The sequence below is a fragment of the Vibrio sp. SNU_ST1 genome, assembly GCF_030563405.1.
Taxonomy (GTDB): Bacteria; Pseudomonadota; Gammaproteobacteria; order Enterobacterales; family Vibrionaceae; genus Vibrio.
Map to the genome: position 1 here is coordinate 390,053 of NZ_CP130749.1, position 21,945 is coordinate 411,997.

At 43.6% G+C, this 21,945-nt stretch carries 20 protein-coding genes; 17 read left to right on the forward strand and 3 right to left on the reverse strand.

What is annotated here, in order from left to right; genetic code table 11:
- The first annotated feature begins 41 nt into the window (after nt 1–41).
- The 5 genes from Q5H80_RS16045 to Q5H80_RS16065 all read left to right on the forward strand — a co-directional run bounded on the left by Q5H80_RS16045 (nt 42) and on the right by Q5H80_RS16065 (nt 5,440).
- Nucleotides 42–698, forward strand: coding sequence for a YceH family protein (locus Q5H80_RS16045; protein ID WP_304570416.1), 657 nt, complete (start codon nt 42–44; stop codon nt 696–698).
- The gene (locus Q5H80_RS16050) at nt 699–1,013 is read left to right on the forward strand and encodes a GIY-YIG nuclease family protein (protein ID WP_304570417.1); all 315 of its coding nucleotides are present in this window, start codon (nt 699–701) and stop codon (nt 1,011–1,013) included.
- A gap of 305 nt (nt 1,014–1,318) precedes the next feature.
- On the forward strand, nt 1,319–2,413 hold the full coding sequence (locus tag Q5H80_RS16055; RefSeq protein WP_304570418.1) for a substrate-binding domain-containing protein: 1,095 nt from the start codon (nt 1,319–1,321) through the stop codon (nt 2,411–2,413).
- A complete protein-coding gene (luxQ, locus tag Q5H80_RS16060; RefSeq protein ID WP_304570419.1) occupies nt 2,413–4,986 on the forward strand; it encodes a quorum-sensing autoinducer 2 sensor kinase/phosphatase LuxQ in 2,574 nt (857 codons plus the stop codon). Before Q5H80_RS16055 ends, luxQ begins: the two co-directional genes overlap by 1 nt.
- Nucleotides 4,987–5,089: 103 nt before the next feature.
- On the forward strand, nt 5,090–5,440 hold the full coding sequence (locus tag Q5H80_RS16065; RefSeq protein WP_304570420.1) for a HopJ type III effector protein: 351 nt from the start codon (nt 5,090–5,092) through the stop codon (nt 5,438–5,440).
- A 248-nt stretch (nt 5,441–5,688) separates the two neighbouring features.
- Here the strand turns inward: Q5H80_RS16065 and Q5H80_RS16070 are convergent, their stop codons facing one another.
- The gene (locus tag Q5H80_RS16070) at nt 5,689–5,997 is read right to left on the reverse strand and encodes a DUF1289 domain-containing protein (protein ID WP_304570421.1); all 309 of its coding nucleotides are present in this window, start codon (nt 5,995–5,997) and stop codon (nt 5,689–5,691) included.
- Between the two features lie 424 nt (nt 5,998–6,421).
- On the opposite strand from Q5H80_RS16070, the gene yegD reads away from it, so the two are divergent.
- From yegD to Q5H80_RS16090, 4 genes are all read left to right on the forward strand, one after another.
- Nucleotides 6,422–7,774, forward strand: a complete 1,353-nt coding sequence (gene yegD / locus Q5H80_RS16075) for a molecular chaperone (protein WP_304570423.1) — start codon at nt 6,422–6,424, stop codon at nt 7,772–7,774.
- Between the two features lie 508 nt (nt 7,775–8,282).
- Entirely contained in the window at nt 8,283–9,338 is a 1,056-nt protein-coding gene (locus tag Q5H80_RS16080; protein WP_304570424.1) for a porin, read from the forward strand.
- 391 nt (nt 9,339–9,729) lie between these two features.
- Nucleotides 9,730–10,362: a fumarylacetoacetate hydrolase family protein gene (locus Q5H80_RS16085; protein ID WP_304570425.1), complete on the forward strand. Its 633-nt coding sequence runs from the start codon at nt 9,730–9,732 to the stop codon at nt 10,360–10,362.
- A 150-nt stretch (nt 10,363–10,512) separates the two neighbouring features.
- A complete protein-coding gene (locus tag Q5H80_RS16090; protein WP_304570426.1) occupies nt 10,513–11,145 on the forward strand; it encodes a LysE family translocator in 633 nt (210 codons plus the stop codon).
- A gap of 127 nt (nt 11,146–11,272) precedes the next feature.
- On the opposite strand, the gene Q5H80_RS16095 is transcribed toward Q5H80_RS16090, so the two are convergent.
- Complete coding sequence (locus Q5H80_RS16095; protein WP_304570427.1) at nt 11,273–12,997, reverse strand: phospho-sugar mutase; 1,725 nt, start codon at nt 12,995–12,997, stop codon at nt 11,273–11,275.
- A 506-nt stretch (nt 12,998–13,503) separates the two neighbouring features.
- Between Q5H80_RS16095 and coxB the strand changes: the two genes are divergently transcribed.
- Genes coxB through Q5H80_RS16115 form a run of 4 tightly spaced genes read left to right on the forward strand, consistent with a single transcriptional unit; the run spans nt 13,504 to nt 17,964 of the window.
- Nucleotides 13,504–14,742 (forward strand): cytochrome c oxidase subunit II, encoded by a 1,239-nt coding sequence (gene coxB / locus Q5H80_RS16100; RefSeq protein ID WP_304570428.1) that lies wholly within the window; start codon nt 13,504–13,506, stop codon nt 14,740–14,742.
- Nucleotides 14,739–16,400, forward strand: coding sequence for a cytochrome c oxidase subunit I (ctaD, locus tag Q5H80_RS16105; protein ID WP_304570429.1), 1,662 nt, complete (start codon nt 14,739–14,741; stop codon nt 16,398–16,400). The genes coxB and ctaD overlap by 4 nt, the downstream gene beginning before the upstream one ends.
- A gap of 11 nt (nt 16,401–16,411) precedes the next feature.
- A complete protein-coding gene (locus Q5H80_RS16110; protein WP_304570430.1) occupies nt 16,412–17,041 on the forward strand; it encodes a cytochrome c oxidase assembly protein in 630 nt (209 codons plus the stop codon).
- A 38-nt stretch (nt 17,042–17,079) separates the two neighbouring features.
- Nucleotides 17,080–17,964, forward strand: coding sequence for a cytochrome c oxidase subunit 3 (locus Q5H80_RS16115; RefSeq protein ID WP_304570431.1), 885 nt, complete (start codon nt 17,080–17,082; stop codon nt 17,962–17,964).
- Nucleotides 17,965–18,055: 91 nt separating this feature from the next.
- On the opposite strand, the gene Q5H80_RS16120 is transcribed toward Q5H80_RS16115, so the two are convergent.
- Nucleotides 18,056–18,286, reverse strand: coding sequence for a DUF2909 family protein (locus tag Q5H80_RS16120; protein ID WP_009845660.1), 231 nt, complete (start codon nt 18,284–18,286; stop codon nt 18,056–18,058).
- Here Q5H80_RS16120 and Q5H80_RS16125 point away from each other — a divergent pair.
- The 4 genes from Q5H80_RS16125 to cyoE all read left to right on the forward strand — a co-directional run bounded on the left by Q5H80_RS16125 (nt 18,225) and on the right by cyoE (nt 21,840).
- Nucleotides 18,225–19,103, forward strand: coding sequence for an SURF1 family protein (locus Q5H80_RS16125; protein ID WP_304570433.1), 879 nt, complete (start codon nt 18,225–18,227; stop codon nt 19,101–19,103). The genes Q5H80_RS16120 and Q5H80_RS16125 overlap by 62 nt on opposite strands.
- A complete protein-coding gene (locus tag Q5H80_RS16130; RefSeq protein ID WP_304570434.1) occupies nt 19,096–19,704 on the forward strand; it encodes a hypothetical protein in 609 nt (202 codons plus the stop codon). Before Q5H80_RS16125 ends, Q5H80_RS16130 begins: the two co-directional genes overlap by 8 nt.
- Nucleotides 19,705–19,820: 116 nt before the next feature.
- Nucleotides 19,821–20,876, forward strand: coding sequence for a heme A synthase (locus tag Q5H80_RS16135; RefSeq protein WP_304570435.1), 1,056 nt, complete (start codon nt 19,821–19,823; stop codon nt 20,874–20,876).
- Nucleotides 20,866–21,840, forward strand: a complete 975-nt coding sequence (gene cyoE / locus Q5H80_RS16140) for a heme o synthase (protein WP_304570436.1) — start codon at nt 20,866–20,868, stop codon at nt 21,838–21,840. Before Q5H80_RS16135 ends, cyoE begins: the two co-directional genes overlap by 11 nt.
- The last annotated feature ends 105 nt before the right edge of the window (nt 21,841–21,945 follow it).

Sequence of the window (21,945 nt, forward strand, 5' to 3'; positions counted from 1 at the left end):
ATGTTGAGTTGGAATTATCAAAATAATAAAAAGGAAAAACGATGAACACAGTACTTTCCCCAATTGAAGCGAGAATTATCGGTTGTTTGATCGAGAAAGAAGTGACTACTCCAGATCATTACCCACTGACACTGAATAGCTTAACAACGGCTTGTAATCAAAAGAGTAACCGTGAGCCTGTGCTCTCTCTGTCTGAGTCAGACGTTTTAGATGCGGTTGATGGTCTGATAGCTCGTCGTATGGTGAGTGATGAGAGCAGCTTTAATAGCCGTGTTAATAAGTATCAGCATCGTTTCTGCAATACTGAATTTGGTGATTTGCAATTTACAGAGCAAGAGCGTGCAATCATCTGCTGCATGCTGCTTCGTGGGGCTCAAACCCCGGGTGAGCTTCGTACTCGAACGGGTCGTCTTGCAAACTTTAGTGATGTGAAAGAGGTTGAATCAATACTCGAAAAACTCGCAGCAAGAGAAGCGGGTGCATTAGTCGTGAAGTTACCACGAGAAGCGGGTAAACGAGAATCACGCTACCAACACTTACTGAGCGGCGAAGTAGACATTGAAGCGTTTGCGACGGCATCGGTAAGCGCTGTTTCATCATCTGCAACTAGTGAAAAGTTTGAAGAACTTGAATCAGAAGTCGCGAGCCTACGTGAAGAGGTGGCAGAGCTTAAGGCTCTGGTTGAATCACTGCTTTAAATGTCGGAATCTGATAAAAGTGCGGATTGGGTCGTGTATTTGATCCGCAATCGACACAATGCCCTTTATTGTGGAGTGACGAATAACTTAGAACGTCGATTCGAACAACATCAAACGGGCAAAGGTGCAAAAGCCTTAAAAGGTAAAGGCCCACTTAAGCTGGTTTGGAGTATTGGTGTTGGGTCAAAAAGTGAGGCGTTAAAGACCGAATACGCGATCAAACAATTACCTAAATCTCGTAAGGAAAAATTAGTATCACTCAAACTGATCATTGAGTGGAAACAGGACAAAATTCAGTATATTCCAGTATCGTAACTCATCGTTAGAATTCTTATTCTCGCTCAATATTAGTCACGTTAATTGTTGCAAGTTTGCCATTTAAGTTATTGATTAAATGGTAATGTTTTTATTTTTGATTGAGTTGGCTTTATCTTAGGACTCATTAATCTTAATCTCTATTCCAAATTTACACACTGCACATTTAGAATGACATTCCAATTAGTATTAGACGCTATCATTTATCCTCGTTGTCCTACATAATATCTTTCAGCCATACAAAGAGATGGTGTCATGCTAGGTTAAAAAATGAGCCAAAGTAGCTCATATAAAACGAGAAAAATATGAAACGTTTACTTATATTATTAGGAGTTGCCGTGTTTTCTGCGTCTGCTCTCTCCCACGGTACTCACGTCTTGAATGGCTATTGGGAATATCAGGATTACCTCACTAAATTTCCAGAGCAAAAAGCATTGACCGATAAAATGGTTGAAGCTGTGCAAAATCCCCCTGTGCCATTGAGGCAAGTTCAGGATGAACCTATCACGATTTCAGTTGTGTACCCGGGGCAACAGATCTCTGATTATTGGGTTCGTAATATCCAAGCCTTTGAGAAACGCCTAGATAAATTGAGGATTAATTATCAAATAAATCAGGTTTTTACTCGTGATAATGCCAACCCCTCTCAGCAGAGTATCTCTTTGCAAGAAGCGATTGAAAATAAAACGGATTATTTGATTTTTACGTTAGAGACGACGCGACACCGTAAGTTTATTGAGCATGTGTTGAGCTCAACGGACACCAAATTGATTTTGCAAAATATTACCACGCCAGTACGCGCATGGGCAGATAGGCAGCCGTTCATGTACGTGGGTTTCGACCATATGACAGGTAGCTTAAAGCTGGCGGATTATTTCAAACAAGTGAGTGAACCGGACAGCAAGTATTCTGTGTTATATCGTTCTGAAGGTTATATTAGTGATGCTCGTGGAGATACCTTTATCCATGATGTGAATTCTGATACCAACTTTGCTCTTAAGTCGTCGTTTTACACTAAATCAAGTAAAGAGAGCGGTTACCAAGCAGCTAAAATCAGCCTAGCTAACGATAAGGATCTAAACTTTATTTATGCATGCTCAACGGATGTTGCTCTGGGCGCAGCAGAAGCTATTCGAGAATCTGGTCGAGATGTCTTAGTTAATGGCTGGGGAGGCGGCTCTGCAGAGTTGGAAGCTATAGCAAGGGGCGACTTAGATGTTACGGTCATGCGCATGAATGATGATACGGGTATTGCGATGGCAGAGGCAATTAAATGGGATCTTACAGGGTTGGAAGTTCCTACCGTTTATTCAGGTGAGTTTGAAATTGTGACTAAAGATGATTCTCCAGACCGTATTTTAGAACTTAAGCAGCGAGCATTTAGGTACTCAGACCAATAATGAAAAAAAGCTACGCCATTACACCAAAGAACACTTTAGCCAAATTAATTACGCGTATCATTATTTTAGTGATTGGCGTGATGGCGCTTGGCGTGCTTATTCATAACTACGAAACAAGCAGTAGGATTGTTAAGCAAGAGACGAATAGAACGGTTAAGCAAACTTCTAGCTTGATCCAAAACATGTTCGATTATCGATTGTCAGTGCTACAAATCCATCAAGACAGTAGCTCACACAGTGAAACTTTAAGGGAGTATTTTGATACCAACAATGAAGAGGCTCTGAGCTACTTTTTTTATGGTGTTGACCAACGTGAGCCTGATCATGCTCCTGATTTGCGTTTTGTTTCTACTTATAACGGTTTAGCTTGGGAAGATGGCAATGGGCAGTTTTATGGTTTGGATGAATCTAGTTTAAAACATATATCTGATCAGGTCGCTTTTAGCAGTAACTGGCACTTCATTCAGCTGACTACGGATATCGGTAAGCGTCATTTGTTGGCTCGGCGAACCCCTATTGTTGATAACAAAACCGGTGAAGTTCTAGGGCAGCTTTATGTTGCTATTGTGCTCGACAACAATTTTTCATTGGCTGAATCTATCCAGCAAGGCAGCAATTGCGAAAATATCGTCATTGAAGCGCATGGTACTCCGGTGACATCGACATTCAGTGGCGATGAAAGTTATACAATAAAAGACGTCCTCAGCTATGAAATGTACGAGCAGCTACCTCGTCATTTCGTCACCATTGCAACCATTAAGATCAATGCTGTTGAAACTCCTCTAACCATTCGCGCGATCCAGAAAAACACTAATCTCATTGCACTCGAAGACAATTATGAACGTACCATCATTGTTATGATTGTGGTGATCATCATCATGTCTTTCCTTGCGCGAGCTTGGATTCAAAGAAGAGTCGCGGCAGAACTTGATAAGTTAATGGAATTCACTCGCTCTGCAAGTGGCAATGAAGAGTTCAGCAAGTTTGATGGTTCAAATATTTTCGAATTTCACCACATTGGCTGCACGTTGGAAGATACTTTTGAGCTCTTATCTGAGCAACACCAAAAATTTCAAGATCTGTTTAATTTTGCGCATTCGCCAATTTTGGTTTGGTCCGAAAAAGGTGACTTAATTCAGATGAACCCAGCGGCTCGTATGGCGCTATTTGATGAAGATGATAACTATGGTGCAATGGCTCGAGAGTTTGAGCTCCGTATGTTGCCGAATATCCAGATGGTGGTTCAAGGCTCTAAACTAACGGGCATTAACGTGCCAATCGGCGAGAAGGTTTTTCGTTGGAACATGTCTGCAATCCGTGTTGAACACGGCATTAGCGGTGTGGTGGTGCAAGGTCAAGATATTACTAAACTTATAGAAGCAGAAAGACAGGCAGATCGAGCGCGTGAAGAGGCAGAGCATCTTGCCAGTGTGCGTGCAGACTTCCTCGCTAAAATGAGTCACGAAATTCGTACGCCACTGAATGGTATTCTCGGTGTCTCTCAGTTGCTTAAACGTTCAATACACAGTGAAGATAACCGTGATCAGGTTGATGTACTTTGTCATAGTGCAGAACATCTACTGGCGGTACTAAACGATATTTTGGACTTTTCTAAGATAGAGCAGGGACAATTCAATATTCAGAAGAAAGATTTCCTTCTAGGAGAGTTGGTTAATACCTTAGATAGCATCTATCGCCCACTTTGTGAGGATAAATCCGTCGAGTTTACCATTGTGAATCACTTGGTTGATGACATCAAAATAAACACCGACCAGGTTCGCTTGAACCAGATCATGTTTAATTTACTGAGCAACGCCCTTAAGTTCACTCATCAAGGCAGTATTTCCGTCAGTTTTGAAATCGAAAGTATCTTGAATACTGATTACGCTAGCTTGATTGTTCGAGTAAAAGACAGTGGCATAGGTATTGATGAGAGTAAGATCGATGCTATTTTTGAACCTTTTGTTCAAGCAGAAGAAACGACGACTCGGGAGTATGGCGGTTCAGGACTTGGGCTTACGATTGTAAAGAATCTTGTCGATATGCTGGAGGGAGACATTCAAGTCCGAAGCGTTAAAGATCAGGGGTCTGAGTTCATTATAGAAATTCCAGTGGAGTTACACACCAAGCCTCTGTTTGTCGACGTTAAGAAACAAGCCCACATCGAGCCTGAGGCGTTGTTTAGTCGTTCGTTGAAAGTGCTGCTAGTGGAAGATAATCACACCAACGCCTTTATCGCACAGGCATTTTGCAAAAAGTATGGGATGGTGGTTACTTGGGCAAAAGGTGGCTTGGAAGCGATAGAGCTAGCAAAAAACACGGTTTACGATCTTATCTTAATGGATAATCAACTCCCTAATCTTGGTGGGATTGAAACCACTCAGCAACTAAGAGAGCAAATTGGCGTAACAGCTCCGATTTATGCGTGTACTGCTGATGCTCAAGAGTCAACAAGAGACAAATTCATGGCCGCTGGAGCAAATTACGTGATCGTAAAACCGATTAAGGAAGCGTCGTTGCACAAAGCTTTTATCCATTTCAAACAACTGTACTGGAATGATAGTGAGCACTAAGTCAAAGCCAAAAGTGAGTCGCTGACTCAAGCAAACAACGGCTTACTCTTGCTGAAAAACAAGATACACTGCTTCAGATATGTACTTGATGGAGAAATATTAAATGGAACTGCAAACCTTATTGAATACTCTGGCTGATTCCCCAGAAAGCGTGCAATTTGAAGACACAATACAAGTGATAGAAGCTCATTATGATTTTGCTGAGAGTGAATTTCGTAATGGCGATGTAGTGAATGCCGCTGGGCAGAATAATGGTTCGTGTAAGATTTTTGCTTTTGGTTTAGAGCAAGGTCTATCTCCCGAGCAAACACTCGCTTGTTTTGGCCAATTTTATCGTAATGACGTATTAGGTTTTCCAGAGAACACTGACCATCAAAATATTCGTAACTTCATGACTCATGGTTGGAGCGGTATACAGTTCTCTCAGCCTGCGCTGATTGCAAAATCGAAGTAACCACTAACTAGATAACTATTAGTAAGTAGTAAGTCGAAACTTAATGTCGTATCTTGAAGCGAGAGAACAACCTCTCGCTTTTTTGTATATGCTGAACAGGCTTATAACCTGCTGACTAGCTTTGCAAGCTGTTGGTTATGTTTACAAGCTATTTGTTATGTTTGCAAGTTGTTGATTATGTATGCAAGCTATTGGTTATGTATGAAAGGTATTGATTAGGCTCGCAAACTATTGACTAGGTTCGTAAGCTACTGAATAGGCAAGGCAGACAGGCATTTACGGCACATACAAGCACCAGCCTTTGGAATATTGCTAGTATCACGCTTCTCTAACTCAAAGCACCAACACGTCTCTTTACCCACACTAATATCGCATTGAGCTGGCTCATGACACTGTGGACATTGGTGAGTTGAACTGACCCCACTAAGATTATCCATTACCGACGTTCGTTCGTCTTCAGATAAGCCTTTCCAACCTATAATTTCATCTATAGTTCGAAAGCAGCCACTGCACATTCCGCCATTATTTTTACAAGCCGCTCGGCAAGGTGTTTTCATCTATCTAACCCATGATTCATTTGGGCTGAAATGTAGCATATTTGCTTCCTTTTTAAGAGTCATCAAACCAAAAACACAAGGGTCTGTTGATCTTTCGAGCTGATTTTTGCAGCACTTTGTGGGAAATTTCTACAAGGCAGAGGCTTTGAAGTGTAGCTAGCCTACATGAGAAGCCGATAACACAGTAGAAATGAACCACAAAGGCTGCCCGAAGGGTTCGGTTAGAATCGTTTTATACTTTGTTAAGATGTATTTACTTAGAATGACTAGGCTACATACATCTTGCCGCGCCTAAAACGATTCTATCTCGAACAAAAATTTAACCACGAAAGGTCAACAGACCCTAAGTAAAATCGACAAATGACCTCGTAATTTAAAGGCTTTTCATGTAGCATTTCGCCCCTTTTGTTGAGTGGGGGATATTATGTTTATTGGGTTTGATTATGGAACAGCGAACTGTTCTGTCGCGGCGATGGTTGATGGAGAACCAAGCCTGTTACCATTAGAAGGTAGCAACCATTATATTCCCTCAACGGTATTTGCACCTACTCGTGAGAGCGTTTCTGAGCACCTATTTCGCCATTTGAATATCAAACCGAGTGATGCGATTGGTGAGCAGGTGTTGCGACGTGCTATCGCTCTGAACCGGGAAGAGAGTATCGACCTAGTGCCAGAAGACATGGCATTTGGTCAGGCTGCATTGGACCTTTATTTGGAAGACCCGCGTGACGTTTATTACGTTAAGTCCCCTAAGTCTTTCCTTGGTGCCAGTGGATTGCATGATGTTCAGGTGAGTTTCTTCGAAGATTTAGTGTGTGCCATGATGGCGAATATCAAGCATCAAGCTGAAATCACGACTCAAGAGCCGATCAAACAAGCTGTTATTGGCCGACCAATTAACTTCCACGGTCGTGGTGGTGAAGAAGCAAACCGACAAGCCGAAGATATACTCTCACGTGCAGCCAAACGTGCAGGTTTCCTTGATATCGCTTTTCAGTTTGAACCTGTAGCAGCAGGCCTTGATTACGAAAGTACTCTGACTGAGAACCAAACGGTATTGGTTGTCGATATTGGTGGTGGTACCACCGATTGCTCATTGTTAGAAATGGGGCCAAGTTGGTCTGGTAAAGCGAACCGTACCCAAAGCTTGTTAGCACACAGTGGACAAAGGGTAGGGGGTAATGATCTTGATATTTACCTTGCCTTCAAACAATTGATGTCACCTTTCGGTATGGGTAGTAAAGGTATTTCGGGTATCGATATGCCGTTGACTCAATTCTGGAATCCAATAGCGATAAACAATGTTGAAGCTCAAAAAAACTTCTATTCAAGGGAAAACCTAGCGGCGTTAAAGTTACTTCGTAAAGAAGCTTCAGAGCCTCAAAAGTTAGACCGTTTAATGAAGGTCTATCAGGATACTTTAGGTTACAGCATTGTACGTCGGGCGGAAGAAACCAAGATTGCATTGGCAGAATCTTCCCAATATCGAACAGCAATCAATGTTGCATCAGAGCTGATTGAAGTGGATATCTCCGTTGAGCAGATGATTGAAGCGATTGAAACGCCAAAATCTAAGATGATTGAATTGGTCAAAGAAGCGATTCAACAAGGTCAGAAAAAGCCAGATGTCATCTACATGACGGGTGGTTCAGCCCGTTCTCCTATTCTTCGAGAAGCAGTACAACAAGCCGTACCGAATGTGCCAATTGTGAGTGGTAACTATTTTGGTTCCGTAACCTCAGGCCTAGCACGTTGGGCTGAGATTTGCTTCAAATAAGAATGTACTAACTTGTATTAGGGCAACCAGTCACGGATTGGTTGCCCTTTTTTGTATTTTCTCTAGTGAACTTCCAGTAAAGCAATAACCAATAATTAATAAAGCGACTTTTCCTAGTTCAAATTGGGAATTGTTTCACAAGGCTAAATATTTCAGTACGGCTCATTATGTTACAGAATGTTTCTAGGTTAATGGTATGTCGCAGAATGGTCTGGAAAGTCGTTTGTAGCTTAAGTGTCTAATGTTGTTTTTGCGATTGGAAAATCAAAAAACGGAAGGTTTTTTATGTAAAAACATACCAAAAATTAGCTTGAGGTTTGTTTTTAATTGGTTGTTTTTAAGGGTGTTTTTTGTTTTTATAGCGCGATTTTTTTTATTTTATATATTTTAATGCAACTTTTTTGTCGGTCGTATATTAGTGTTTTCCTACTTGTTAAATACAGGTAACAACTTCTCCAAGCACGAGGTTGTTATTGAATCACTCTCCCAGTTACAAATGGATATGACAATGAATAAGAAACTTTTAGCGCTAGCAATTTCTGGTGCAGTATTTGGTACACAGGCAGTTGCGGTAGAGCTTTATAACGAAGACGGTACAGCCTTCTCTGTTGGTGGTCACGTTTCTGTAAACCTTAATGGTTCAGAGAAAGGCGATACGGATGTTGGTACAAACTCACCACGTATCAACTTTAATGCTACGCAAGAATTAGGCAATGGCTTCACAGCTGACGCTAAAGGCGAATGGGCGCTTAATTACCTAAACGGTGGTGATGAGTCGTTTACTACTCGTCTTGGTTACGTAGGTTTAACTCATGATGAGTTAGGTCGTGCTGTTGCAGGTACGCAGTGGGCGCCATACTACGATGTAGCTTCAGCTACTGATATGCCGATCGCTTTCGCGAATGATTTCTTATACGACAACCACGGTGCGCTAGGTACTGGTCGTGCAGACAAAATGGCAAGTTACCGTAATGGGTTTGATTTTGGTGAAGCGGGTGAACTTAGCTTTGGTCTAGGTTGGCAGGGCAGCAATGATGTAACAACTGACACTGAAAATGTTGTTGGCGGTGTTGTAATTACTCGTCGTTCAACTGTGTCTTACGACGATCGTATTCAAGCGACTCTTGGTTACTCAATCGCTGGTGTTAAATTGGGTTATGCCTTTAATACTGGTGACTTCAAAGAGGGTGGTGTTTCTAAGACGGCTGAATCTCACCTAGTTTCTGCTGCATACGGTTCTTACGGTTCAGGTTTATACCTAGCAGGTATCTATGCTTCAAACGAAAACATGAACGTAGGCCTTGAAGAAAGTGATGCATATGAATTGCTAGCGGCTTACGCTTTAGCGAACAGCTTAAACTTAAGCGTTAACTACGAAGTTGTTGAAGGCGAAGCGACGAAAGGCGCGGCAACACAAACTGACCGTGAAGAGCTAGCTCTTCAAGCTGAATACAACTTTACTAGTAATTTTGTTGGCTACACTGGCTATCAGTTTGATCTAAACGATGCAGATAACAGAAAAACTGACGACAAGTGGACTATTGGTGCTCGTTTCTACCTATAAGTCGCGACTCATTTAGTTTGACCACTATTATGCATAGTGTTTACTCCTTAAATTTACCTTTTCGGATACTGTCCTAGACACCATGCTAAGCCCTCTCAAACCTTTTGGTTTGAGAGGGCTGCTTTCGTTCTATACGCATCTGTTTTAGCTTTTCCTTCATGTTACCCAGCCATTCATTTCATCTACGTAGCTATGATCTACAAAGCTATGATCTATGCAGCTATGGCTCTTGTCATCAGTTCTTATACGTCGCGATCTTCGAATAAAAGTATTTAAATCATTTAATTGAGCTAAAGATCAGAATTTAGATATTGGTAACCATCTTGTCGAAGATTCTCTTTTAATGATGCGGTAAACTCTGCGCTCCAAAAAAACAGTTTAGGGAAAAACTATGAGCAGCGTTGTAGATCAGGAGCAATTGATGAATTCGAAACGAACAGCAACACCCAGCAAAGTACTGTGTATTGGGCGCAATTATGTTGATCACATCGAAGAGCTTAATAATGTTATCCCTGACTCTATGGTGGTGTTTAATAAGCCGAGCACTAGCGTTACGTCTTCTCTCTCATCTTTCCATCAAGAAACGTTACATTATGAAGCTGAAATCTGCTTCATTGTTGAAAACGGTGAATACTCTGCCGTTGGGCTAGGTTTAGACCTTACCAAACGCCAGTTACAAAGTAGTTTGAAAGCGAAAGGCCTGCCTTGGGAGCGTGCTAAAGCTTTTGATGGCTCTGCTGTTTTTAGCCGCTTTGTTCCCATAGGTAACTTGGACCTCTCTGACTTAAACTTAGAGTTATTTATTAACTGTGTCCGTGTTCAAAAAGGGCATGTTGAACAGATGCTTTATTCCCCACAGACCATCCTCGAAGAGTTATCTTCGTATACGACTTTGCTAGACGGTGATGTTGTGATGACGGGCACTCCGAAAGGTGTTGGAGAGGTACATCAAGGCGATATTTTCCTTGGTCGTCTAAAGTGTGGCGAAACCACTGTGATTGAGATCGAGTGGGTAGCACGTTAATTAGTCTGTTGTATTTAGTTAATAAATTGGTTTTACTGTTCATTGGTGGTGTTTAATTCGATTGATTTAGCATATAGCAACTGATTGCATCTGGAAGGGTGTTGGTAATTGATATAAAATTCGCCTCCATTTTTATCAATACTGAAACCCATGATCGATTTAACCATCCTACCTGTTTACCTGACGGCCGTTGTTGCACTTCTCCTTTTACCTGGCCCTGATATGTTACTCATCGCAAGCTCAAGCATGAGCTATGGCCGTAAGGTCGGTGTGTTTGCGAGCTTAGGTAATGCGACTTCTGGAATTATCCTGACAGTATTGGCAGCAATGGGCGTTTCAGCGTTGATTGCGATGAGTCCAGTGGCTTTAAAAGCCCTTCATCTATTAGGCGGTGCATACTTATTAAAGATGGGGTGGGATTGTCTTCGAACAGAACAGGGCAATGCGCCTGAGTTAAGCGACAACCGTGCTGCAAAAGCGTACTACCAACGAGCACTTATTAGTAACCTGCTTAATCCTAAAGCGTTGGTTTTTTTCGTGATGTTCTTACCGCAGTTTGTGTCAACGAGTATTGAAGCGACTTCGGGCGAGCAGATGCTCGTTCTGGGTTTATTACTGAATGTGCTAGGTTTAACGTTCAACTTTTTACTTGTGGCGTTAGTGGGTACTATTGGTAAATCTCTGGTAGAAAATGCTAAGTTTCGCACCTATCAGCAACAAGTGATGGGCGGAGTTTTTATCGTGCTAGCGGTGTGGATGTTGTCTTCCTTTTTTACGTCGTAGACTGCAACTCAAACAGTTTGTCGCGGTTAGCCGCCGATACAAAAATGGACGCTTAGAGCGTCCATTTTTTATGTCTATCAGTTACATATTGCACTTCATGGAACTGATGTTTTGAAAGAATGATGAGCTAAGAGTTCAACTCTTTCTGGTGTTGTTCGATGAGCTTATCCATGTACTCTTCACCGCGCTTGCGAGTATCGTCATAGGTTTCTGTCCCTTCGAACTTTGTTACCGTCTCATAATAAACCTTAACTTTTGGTTCTGTTCCTGAAGGGCGGACGATAATGCGTGAACCGTCTTCGAGATGATAGATGAGTACGTCACTTGCTGGCAGGTTAATTGCCTCGGTAGCCCCACCGACAATAAAGCGCAAAGAAGACTGCAGATCTTCAATCACAGAGATAGCGATACCGTTTATAGCTTTAGGTTGTGCCGCTCTGAGTTTAGAACCAATCGATGGTGAATCTGGGTCTAGGGCAATACTTCGTTGCGCGTTGGTATGAACCCCATGTTCAAATGAAATTTGAGCGAGAAGATCCCAAACGGTTCGACCTTGAGATTTTAACTCTTCAACCAGTTGAGCAAACACGACGATAGCAGACAGCCCATCTTTGTCTCGTACCTGAGTACCAATTGTGTAGCCTAACGCTTCTTCATAGGCGAACAAGAACTCGTTTTTCTCATCTTCTAATTGCATGCCAATATTCGCTAACCATTTAAACCCGGTCAGCGTTTGGAAGTAAGTTGCACCATGGGATTGAGCCACTTTTTCAAGCAGAGTTGAAGATACGATACTGTTACCAACTAACTGGTTTTTAGTGTGTGGCTTTGATAGCAAGTAGTGCGCGAATAACACACCCACTTGGTCACCTGTGAGCATTTTATATGAAGCATCTTCAGTTCTAACTTTATCATCGGTTCGAACGGCAACGGCAAATCGGTCTGCATCTGGGTCATTAGCGCAAGCGATGTCGGCATCGACACTTTTTGCTAAGTTAACCACAAGATCCATCGCGCCTTTTTCTTCCGGGTTGGGGAAGTTCACGGTTGGGAAGTGACCATCTGGTTCTCTCTGTTCGGCAACACTGAATACTTTATGGAAACCTGAATCATGAAGTAGGTCTTCCGCCATTTGTGCGCCGACACCATGCATAGCGGTATAGGTGATGGTGGTATTCGCCGATTCGATCTCTTTACTCACGTGTGGACTCTGGTTGATAGCAGCACGATAGGTTTGATAGTAACCTTCAGTTAACCATACCAACTTACCTTGTGTTTCAGCGTCACTAAGGCTCATCAATGGGATGGGCTTGGTCGATGCGATGTCTATTTCAGCAGCAATGCCTGCATCATGAGGAGGAATGATTTGAGCGCCATTCTCCCAGTACACTTTGAAGCCATTGTACTCCGGTGGGTTGTGGCTGGCCGTCACTACAACCGCCGCCGCTGCGTTGAAGTGCTCAATACCAAAGGCTACGATAGGTGTCGCTGCAACATTCGAAGTTAGGTAAACCTTGATACCTAAAGCGGTGAGTACAGAAGCCGTATCAATCGCGAATTGCTTTGAATCTAAACGACCGTCGTAGCCAACCACTACACCACGCATAGAGGCATTTGTGACATGCTCAATTAAATAGTGGCCAAGACCTGTAGCCGTTTCTTGTATGACCAAGCGGTTCATTCTATTTGGGCCGCATCCGACTTTGCCGCGCAGTCCCGCTGTTCCGAATTCTAATCGTTGAATAAAGCGGTCTTCAAGTTCGTCGTGCATTCCCTCATCGATAAGGTATTGAAGCTCTTCACGAGTTCTTGGGTCTGGGTCTCTCGCTAACCAGTTCATTGCATCTTGCATAATCACTAAACCTTTTAATATCGGGGTGTCTTTCTGTTGATTTAATTTAAATGATACTGATTATCATTTCCATGAAGGCAATCGTAAAACTCGATTTAAAATAAATTCCAACAGTAAGGGAAAGGCATATGGGTAAAGCCACTTCAAATAATTGACTGTTTAATAAGTAAACTTACCTTGAACAATTGGATATCACTAACTAGCCTTTCACATAAATATAACAAAATTTAACAAACTCGTCGTTTTTGAATCTTTAGTGGAAACTTCCAATGCTTATGACCCGTATTGGTTCTTAGGTTGAGATGAGGTCAGCAGCCCGTTTACAGGCTAGTTCCATGTGAGTTGTAGATTGAGATTCAGCCTTTCATGTGCAGCTGGAATAACAATGAATGTTGTCTGGCTCGGAATGACATGTAGTTCGTAATGAAACATAGCTCGCAACGAAATAGAGCTCGCACGACATTTAGGTCGCAAGTATCCAATTAGGAAGGATAAGGAGAGATCTTTTGAAAAGATTACTGGTTAGGCTAGCGTGGCTTTTGAAAAGTTTTGTTGTAGTTTTGGTGTCGCCTTTGGTGCATGCAAGCAGTGAATACAACATGACTCAAGGTGTCACTGAGATCAGCGGTAAGGTATACGAGCTTCATATGCTGATCTTCTATATCTGCTGTGCGATTGCCTTTGTTGTTTTTGGAGTGATGTTCTATTCGATTCTGAGGCACAGGAAGTCGAAGGGTGCGGTTGCTGCCCATTTTCACGAAAGCACGAAAGTAGAAATTCTTTGGACCATCATTCCTATTATTATCCTTATCGCTATGGCGATACCCGCCACTAAAACCTTGATAGCGATGGAAGATACCTCTCAATCAGATCTGACCGTTAAAATCACAGGGTCACAATGGAAATGGCATTACAGCTATTTTGGTGAAGACGTTGAGTTTTTCAGCCTCCTAGCAACCAGTGACAAAGAGATTGAAGGCATCGAAGTGAAAGGTGCGCATTACCTGTTAGAGGTTGATAAGCCGCTTGTACTGCCTATCAATCGTAAAGTCCGCTTTTTGATGACTTCCGATGATGTTATTCACTCATGGTGGGTGCCAGCATTCGCCGTTAAAAAGGACACCATACCTGGATTCATTAACGAGGCGTGGACCAAAATTGATGAGCCCGGTGTTTATCGAGGCCAGTGTGCTGAGTTATGTGGTCGTGCTCATGGCTTTATGCCGATAGTGGTGCATGCGATGGAAGAAGCTGAGTATGACGCATGGCTGGCGGAGCAAAAAGAATTGGCGGTAGCCGCACAGCAAGCCGCGCAAGATGCATTAGATGCGTCACTTTCTTTGGAAGAGCTCAATACTATTGGCGAAGAGGTTTACAAAACTCGTTGTGCAGTTTGTCACCAAGCCAACGGAGAAGGTATTCCCGGAGCATTTCCTGCCATAAAAGGAAGCCCTATTGCGCTTGGCGATGTGGATGTTCATATCGACACTATTGTTTATGGTCGTGGTGGGACGGCGATGCAAGCATTCGATAATCAGTTAACTGAGAAAGAGATCGCAGCGGTAGTGACTTATCAACGAAACGCTTGGGGTAATGAGACTGGCGATATTGTTCAGGCTTCAGATGTGAACGCTTATAAAGCCAAGCAAGAAGGCGGGGAACAAGCTTCTGACGAACAAGGTTCAACGGATGGAACGCAAGGCTTAATGGATGAAGCACAAAACGATGCTAAGGAGCAGTTATGAGTTCACCAATCAATAAGCCGGTGAAATCGGCTCCAGCAGAAGACCAAGCACTGAGCCATTCTGCGGAAGGTACACTAGGCAATAATGATTTGCCTGTTGATGATCACGACTCACATGAGGCACCCAAAGGTTGGGCGCGTTGGTTGTACTCAACCAATCATAAAGACATTGGTACATTATATCTTTGGTTCAGTTTTGCGATGTTCTTAACGGGTGGTGCGATGGCGATGGTCATCCGTGCTGAGCTATTCCAACCGGGTTTGCAACTCGTTGAGCCAGATTTCTTTAATCAGATGACCACAGTCCATGGTTTAATCATGGTATTCGGTGCCGTGATGCCAGCATTTACGGGCTTGGCTAACTGGATGATCCCGATGATGATCGGAGCTCCAGATATGGCGCTGCCGAGAATGAACAACCTCAGTTTCTGGATTCTGCCTTTTGCATTTTTAATCTTGATCGGATCTTTGTTTACTGAGGGAGGCGGGCCGAGTTTTGGTTGGACATTTTATGCCCCACTCTCAACAACTTATGGCCCAGACAGCACCGCGCTATTCGTATTCTCAGTCCATATTATGGGGATCAGTTCGATCATGGGGGCGATCAACGTCATTGTGACCATAGTGAACATGCGTGCGCCGGGTATGACTTGGTTCAAGCTACCGATGTTCGTATGGACATGGTTAATTACCGCTTTCTTACTGATAGCCGTGATGCCCGTGCTCGCGGGTGCGGTTACCATGGTACTGACTGATAAATACTTTGGTACTAGCTTCTTTGATGCCGCTGGTGGTGGGGACCCGGTGATGTTCCAGCACATATTCTGGTTCTTTGGGCATCCCGAAGTGTACATCATGATCTTGCCGTCTTTTGGTATTGTCTCAGCCATAATTCCAACATTCAGTGGCAAGCGACTATTTGGTTATCACTCGATGGTGTACGCGACCTGTAGCATCGCATTGCTGTCGTTCTTGGTGTGGGCGCATCACATGTTTACCACAGGTATGCCGGTATTTGCCGAGCTGTTCTTCATGTATTGCACCATGCTGATTGCGGTACCTACCGGTGTGAAAGTCTTCAACTGGGTGGCGACCATGTGGCGGGGTGCTTTGACCTTTGAAACCCCAATGTTGTTTGCGATTGCCTTTATTGTTTTGTTTACGATTGGTGGGTTGTCTGGATTGATGCTCGCTATCGTTCCTGCGGATTTTCAATACCACGATACTTACTTTGTTGTGGCTCATTTCCACTATGTTCTGGTGACAGGCGCCGTGTTCTCCATTATGGCCGCCGCCTATTATTGGCTGCCGAAATGGACAGGGCATATGTACGATCACAAGCTCAGTTTGTGGCATTTCTGGACGTCGGTAATCTCAGTTAATGTACTGTTCTTCCCGATGCACTTTTTAGGCTTAGCGGGCATGCCGCGTCGTATTCCTGATTACGCCATACAGTTTGCTGATGTTAACCAAGTCGTGTCGATTGGTGGTTTTGCCTTTGGGTTGTCTCAGTTGATTTTCTTATGGCTGGCTATTAAGTGCGTAAGAGGCGGAGAGCCTGCACCAAGCAAGCCTTGGGACAGAGCTGAAGGGCTAGAATGGACAGTACCAAGCCCTGCGCCTCACCACACCTTTACTCATCCACCTAAAATCGATTAGAGGAATGAGCTATGAGTGATAAGCAAAGCGATTCCAATCAAGATAAAAAACAACCAAAGCGCCTATCTAATAAGCGATCTACTAAAAAGCTGACGGGCTACTTGGTGTTGAGTGTGGTTGCGATGTTTGGTTTTGGTTTCGCTTTGGTGCCGCTATACGATGTGATGTGTGAGGCTTTAGGCATTAATGGTAAAACCAACACGGTCTCTGCCGTTCAACCTCAGGGAATGCAGCCTGATTACTCTCGTACTGTTCGTGTTGAATTTATGTCGCACATTAAGCCAGATATGCCGTGGCAGTTTTCGCCTGAGGTTCGAGTGTTAGAGGTTCATCCTGGTGAGGTGGTACAAACTAACTACATTGCCAAGAACCTTTCTGGAGCTTCATTGGTTGGCCAAGCCGTACCATCGGTTTCTCCTGGTATGGGAGCGACTTACTTCAATAAGATGGAATGCTTTTGCTTTAATCAGCAGCCATTGGACGGGTACACGAGCGCAGCTATGGGGTTGATATTTTACATCGAGCCCGATATTCCAGAATCGATACATACGCTTACGCTCTCTTATACGTTATTTAATATCACGAGTGATGCTGGCTTGAACAAGAGTCAACCTAAAGCCGAGACACTCGCAAGTAACTAGGGATTTACAGAACCAGTATCAACATAAGGAGTTGAGCGATGAGTTCTAAAAAGGAAGTTTATTTCGTTCCACATCAAAGCCACTGGCCATTAGTAGGTGCCGTTGCGTTGTTTTTGGTCGCGGTTGGCGCTGGCTTGACGGTGCAAAACATGGGCACCGACGCCGCTGGTGGCGTGTTTGGCAAAGCAGTGCTGTTAGTCGGGTTTTGTGTGTTGCTTTACATGCTCGCAGGTTGGTTTAGCAATGTGATCACGGAATCATTAAGTGGTCTTTATTCTGAGCAAATATCTCGGTCTTTTAGACAAGGTATGAGTTGGTTCATCTTCTCTGAAATTATGTTCTTCGGCGCTTTCTTTGGTGCGCTTTTTTACGCTCGTATGATTTCTGTGCCTTGGATTGGTGGGGCGGGCAACAATGCAATGACCCATGAAGTATTGTGGCCGATGTTCCAGTCAATGTGGCCGTTAACCACGACCCCTGATGGTGTGACGACAGAAGCGATGTCTTGGCAAGGTATCCCGCTTAAGAACACAATTATCCTGCTGCTTTCTTCTGTGACGCTGCACATAGCACATATTAGTCTTGAACAAAATAAGCGTATGGCTTTGATTGTGTGGCTAGAGATAACCATTGTTCTGGCTGGCTTCTTCCTGTTCTTCCAAGTTGAAGAGTACCTTCACGCTTATCAGGAGATGGGGCTGACACTTCAATCTGGCATCTATGGCAATACCTTCTTCTTATTGACAGGATTTCATGGTTTGCATGTCTGTTTGGGAACGATTTTTTTGATTGTGTTACTGGCGAGAGTCGCGAAAGACCACTTCACTCCGAAAGACCATTTTGCGTTCCAAGCGGGCAGTTGGTATTGGCACTTTGTTGATGTGGTTTGGTTAGGTCTGTTCGTGTTTGTCTATGTACTTTGATGATATACGGGGCTGCTTTAAGTCGTGTTTTGAAGAATAAATAAGTTTGAGATAACGAATAAGTTTGAAAACGTTAATCAACTTGAAAGCCTTAGTAAGGTCTTGGATTTGGAGTGATGGTGCCAGAGGCTAGAGCAAGCAACAGCAATAGTACGACGATGGCAGACAGCATCACACGACGACCTAAAAAGTGACTCAGTCTTTTACCATTGTGTTTACCTGAGGCGATTTGGATTAGGCCTTTCATTAAATTGAAAGCGATGAAGAACAGCAAAGCGACTAACACAATTTTAAACAACAACACAAAGGTAGATGACGCCATAGTGATAACTCCAAACCGATTGATTGATGATGAAAACAAGTTCCGCAGTAAAGGTTTTTGGACAGCGGTTGTTTTAACTGTGGTTTCAGTCGGCACTTTAATCAAGTTAGGTTTGTGGCAGTTAGATCGAGGTAACGAGAAATTACGCTATGAACAGCAGCTATCAGAAAGAGCGCAGCAATCGTCTAGGTCATTGGATGCGGTTATCTCTGAATGGAAGGGCTCGCGTACACAAGCGCAAGGTGCATCTGAACAGCCGTCTTTAAATGGTTTAAGAGTTGACGTGGAGCTGGAAACACCCAGTGGATTAGTGGTTTTGTTAGACAACCAGATTAACCAAGGAACGGTGGGGTATGTGATTTACATGTTGGGCGAAGTTCCAACACAAGATGGAAGAAAACAACTGTTGATCGATCTTGGGTTCGTTGCAGCGAGCCGTGACAGAAGAGAACTCCCACGACTAGGAAGCATCACACTACCAACCAAAATGTCAGGGCGTTTGTACACACGTTCAGTGAATCCGTTAAGTCAGGAGCTTGGGTTAGAAAATACGACACCAAATAGAATCCAAAACTTAAACATAACAGCGTTATCAGAGTACACCGGGCAAGAAGTGCTGCCCTTTGTCTTCCAACCGCAAAGCTTAGAATCTTGGCCTTATGAGTTGTTATGGCGACCAACGGCGATGAAGTCTGAGAAGCACTTTGGTTACTCGTTTCAATGGTTTGTAATGGCAGCGGTGCTTTTGTTATTGACGTTGTTAATTGGTTATCGGTACCTAAAAGCATCACCTATCACGGAGAACAAAGATGGATAAGTCTCAAGTACAAGTGAACAGGGAAATTACCGAGGCAAACATGGCTGAGCTCAGAAGCCGTCGTACTAAAGGGCGCTTGGTATTAATTGGACTTGTTTTAATTTTCGCTTTGCCAGCCATTATCGCCAAAGCTGTGCTGGACCAGAATTGGTATACCTCAGGTGTCACTAACTCGGGTGAATTGGTAGAACCAAGAACCACGCTTGCGGATTTCGGCGTAATGGTGCCCATGGCAGGAGAGGGGTGGTTGGTGGGTTATATCGCTCCTACAGAGTGTGAAAGCTTGTGCGAACAACAACTCCATTATTTGAATCAAAGCTATTTGGCGCTAGGGAAAAACAAAGAGCGAGTGACTGCCGTTGTTTTTGTCTCAGAAGGTAATTCGTTATCGGGTTCGCTCGATAAGCCAGATTTATCTTTGTTAGCTGGTGGTGATCAGTTAAGTACTGAGTTTTCGCCTGCTTCGATTGTCATTATTGACCCACTAGGGCAGTTGGTCATGGAGTACAAAAGCGTTTCTGACCCGTCGCAGTTAGTTAGTCAATCTAAAGGCATGATTCATGATCTAAGAAAGCTACTCAAGCTGTCACGAGTTGGGTAGTTAATCAGCTTAAGTTGATAAGCTGGAGTTGATGAGCTTGAGTTGGTGAGCTGTAGAAGATGGCGTTAATGCTGAGTGTTGTTAGCGAAAAGGGAATAAATATAGGGAGATAAACGATGCAGAATAAAACCCCTGATTTACTCATACACATGATGAGATTAACCATCTTATTAACCCTTACCGTGATCGTGCTCGGTGCTTATACCCGTTTGTCCGATGCTGGCCTTGGCTGCCCTGATTGGCCAGGGTGTTACGGCAAGATAACCGTTCCTTCTGATGCCCAAGCAGTGAATCAAGCCAATCTACAATTTCCAGAACGTGCTCTCGAAGCAGACAAAGCGTGGATAGAGATGATCCATCGCTACTTTGCAGGAACATTAGGGCTGCTTATCTTTGTCGTTGTTGCTTGGTGTATTAAAAAGAATATAACAGCTGCTGGTCTACCATTACTTATCTCTGCAACCGTGATATTTCAGGCTTTGCTTGGAATGTGGACGGTGACTCTCAAGTTGATGCCCGTTGTGGTTATGGCGCATTTGATGGGGGGCTTCACGTTACTGTCACTGTTGTGTCTGCTCTACTGTCGTTTGTCTCAATTCCAAAGCCGTTTTGGTGAGGCTACGTATACTTCATCACTTAAGGCTTGGGCGCTGTTCGGGCTACTCATTGTGGTCGGGCAGATACTGCTTGGTGGTTGGACATCGTCGAACTATGCCGCGTTGGTGTGTACCCAATTACCTATCTGCGAAGGTAACTGGATGAGCTATCTCGACTTCAAAAATGCCTTCGATTTTGCTCAACACGGTCATGATAACTATGAGTTTGGAGTGTTGGAATATCCCGCAAGGCTTACCATTCATGTCATGCATAGGTTCGGGGCTATTGTGGCGACGTTAACGGTGCTGATGATCGTGTACCAGTTATGGAAATTTGGCCAAGTGCCTCACCAAAAGCTGAGCGTGATTGTCGCATTAGTCTTGTTTACTCAAATCAGCCTTGGGATCAGTAATGTATGGTTTCACCTGCCAATCTCAGTTGCGGTTTTACATAACCTAGTCGCGGCGATGTTGCTCATCAGCATGGTGGTGACCAATTTTGTCGTGTGGCAACGCAAACCAAGTCAGAGCTTGGTGAAGAACAGTGTATTACAAGGAGGTAATCATGGTCAGTAGAACGTCAACACAACATGGAGTGGTGGTTCAAGACGTAGCCTCAAGTCCTAAGATAGCAATCAGCAATGACATCGTTTTAATTAACGAAACGGCTGCAAAAAACAAAGCTGTTTGGAAGGTCTATTTAACACTGACCAAGCCGAAAGTGGTGGCTTTGATGCTGCTAACTGCATTGGTTGGAATGTGTTTGGCTGTGCCGAATGGATTGCCTTTGCAACAAACTCTGTTCGGAATGATTGGGATAGGGCTAATGGCAGGTTCAGCAGCTGCATTTAACCATTTGATCGATAAAAAGATCGACGGCCAGATGACTCGAACCAATCGACGCCCTTTACCGTCAGGTGAGCTGAGTAGTGTGCGTGTATTCAGCTTTGCCGCGGGTATCGGCTTACTTGGTTTCGTCACGCTTGTGGTGTGGGTCAATCAACTCACCGCTTGGTTAACCTTTGCAAGCTTGTTGGGTTACGCAGTGATTTATACCATGTATCTGAAGCGAGCGACGCCGCAAAACATCGTGATAGCAGGGATAGCTGGCGCAATGCCTCCGCTATTGGGCTGGACGGCAGTTACTAATGAGCTTCATTCAAACGCTTGGTTATTGGTGATGATCATATTTATTTGGACCCCTCCGCACTTCTGGGCGTTGGCAATTCATCGTCGTGACGAGTATGCCAAAGTGAACATCCCCATGCTGCCTGTGACCCACGGAATCGAATACACCAAGACTTCTATTTTGCTCTACACCTTGTTGCTTAGCATCGTGTGTATATTGCCTGTATTGGTCGGCATGAGCAGCTGGATATATCTGAGCGCTTCATTGGTACTCAACGGTGGGTTTGTTTATCACGCTTGGGTACTTAAGTATCGTGATGAGCCTAACATGGCGATGAAGACCTTCAAGTTCTCCATTTATCATCTTATGATTTTGTTTGTTGCTCTGTTGGCGGATCATTATCTGCTCTGATAGCTCTGATAGCTCTGATAGCTCTGATAGCTCTGTACAGATCAAACAAGGTTATTCCCATATCAAAACCAAACCTTTGGTTTCCACTAACCAAACCCTGACATG

What these genes read in the sequence shown, in the direction of transcription:
- Q5H80_RS16045 (WP_304570416.1), top strand. Translation starts at nt 42, where the DNA reads ATGAACACAGTACTTTCCCCAATTGAAGCGAGAATTATCGGTTGTTTG.
- Q5H80_RS16050 (WP_304570417.1), top strand. Translation starts at nt 699, where the DNA reads ATGTCGGAATCTGATAAAAGTGCGGATTGGGTCGTGTATTTGATCCGC.
- Q5H80_RS16055 (WP_304570418.1), top strand. Translation starts at nt 1,319, where the DNA reads ATGAAACGTTTACTTATATTATTAGGAGTTGCCGTGTTTTCTGCGTCT.
- luxQ (WP_304570419.1), top strand. Translation starts at nt 2,413, where the DNA reads ATGAAAAAAAGCTACGCCATTACACCAAAGAACACTTTAGCCAAATTA.
- Q5H80_RS16065 (WP_304570420.1), top strand. Translation starts at nt 5,090, where the DNA reads ATGGAACTGCAAACCTTATTGAATACTCTGGCTGATTCCCCAGAAAGC.
- Q5H80_RS16070 (WP_304570421.1), bottom strand. Translation starts at nt 5,997, where the DNA reads ATGAAAACACCTTGCCGAGCGGCTTGTAAAAATAATGGCGGAATGTGC.
- yegD (WP_304570423.1), top strand. Translation starts at nt 6,422, where the DNA reads ATGTTTATTGGGTTTGATTATGGAACAGCGAACTGTTCTGTCGCGGCG.
- Q5H80_RS16080 (WP_304570424.1), top strand. Translation starts at nt 8,283, where the DNA reads ATGAATAAGAAACTTTTAGCGCTAGCAATTTCTGGTGCAGTATTTGGT.
- Q5H80_RS16085 (WP_304570425.1), top strand. Translation starts at nt 9,730, where the DNA reads ATGAGCAGCGTTGTAGATCAGGAGCAATTGATGAATTCGAAACGAACA.
- Q5H80_RS16090 (WP_304570426.1), top strand. Translation starts at nt 10,513, where the DNA reads ATGATCGATTTAACCATCCTACCTGTTTACCTGACGGCCGTTGTTGCA.
- Q5H80_RS16095 (WP_304570427.1), bottom strand. Translation starts at nt 12,997, where the DNA reads ATGCAAGATGCAATGAACTGGTTAGCGAGAGACCCAGACCCAAGAACT.
- ctaD (WP_304570429.1), top strand. Translation starts at nt 14,739, where the DNA reads ATGAGTTCACCAATCAATAAGCCGGTGAAATCGGCTCCAGCAGAAGAC.
- Q5H80_RS16110 (WP_304570430.1), top strand. Translation starts at nt 16,412, where the DNA reads ATGAGTGATAAGCAAAGCGATTCCAATCAAGATAAAAAACAACCAAAG.
- Q5H80_RS16115 (WP_304570431.1), top strand. Translation starts at nt 17,080, where the DNA reads ATGAGTTCTAAAAAGGAAGTTTATTTCGTTCCACATCAAAGCCACTGG.
- Q5H80_RS16125 (WP_304570433.1), top strand. Translation starts at nt 18,225, where the DNA reads ATGAAGAACAGCAAAGCGACTAACACAATTTTAAACAACAACACAAAG.
- Q5H80_RS16120 (WP_009845660.1), bottom strand. Translation starts at nt 18,286, where the DNA reads ATGGCGTCATCTACCTTTGTGTTGTTGTTTAAAATTGTGTTAGTCGCT.
- Q5H80_RS16130 (WP_304570434.1), top strand. Translation starts at nt 19,096, where the DNA reads ATGGATAAGTCTCAAGTACAAGTGAACAGGGAAATTACCGAGGCAAAC.
- Q5H80_RS16135 (WP_304570435.1), top strand. Translation starts at nt 19,821, where the DNA reads ATGCAGAATAAAACCCCTGATTTACTCATACACATGATGAGATTAACC.
- cyoE (WP_304570436.1), top strand. Translation starts at nt 20,866, where the DNA reads ATGGTCAGTAGAACGTCAACACAACATGGAGTGGTGGTTCAAGACGTA.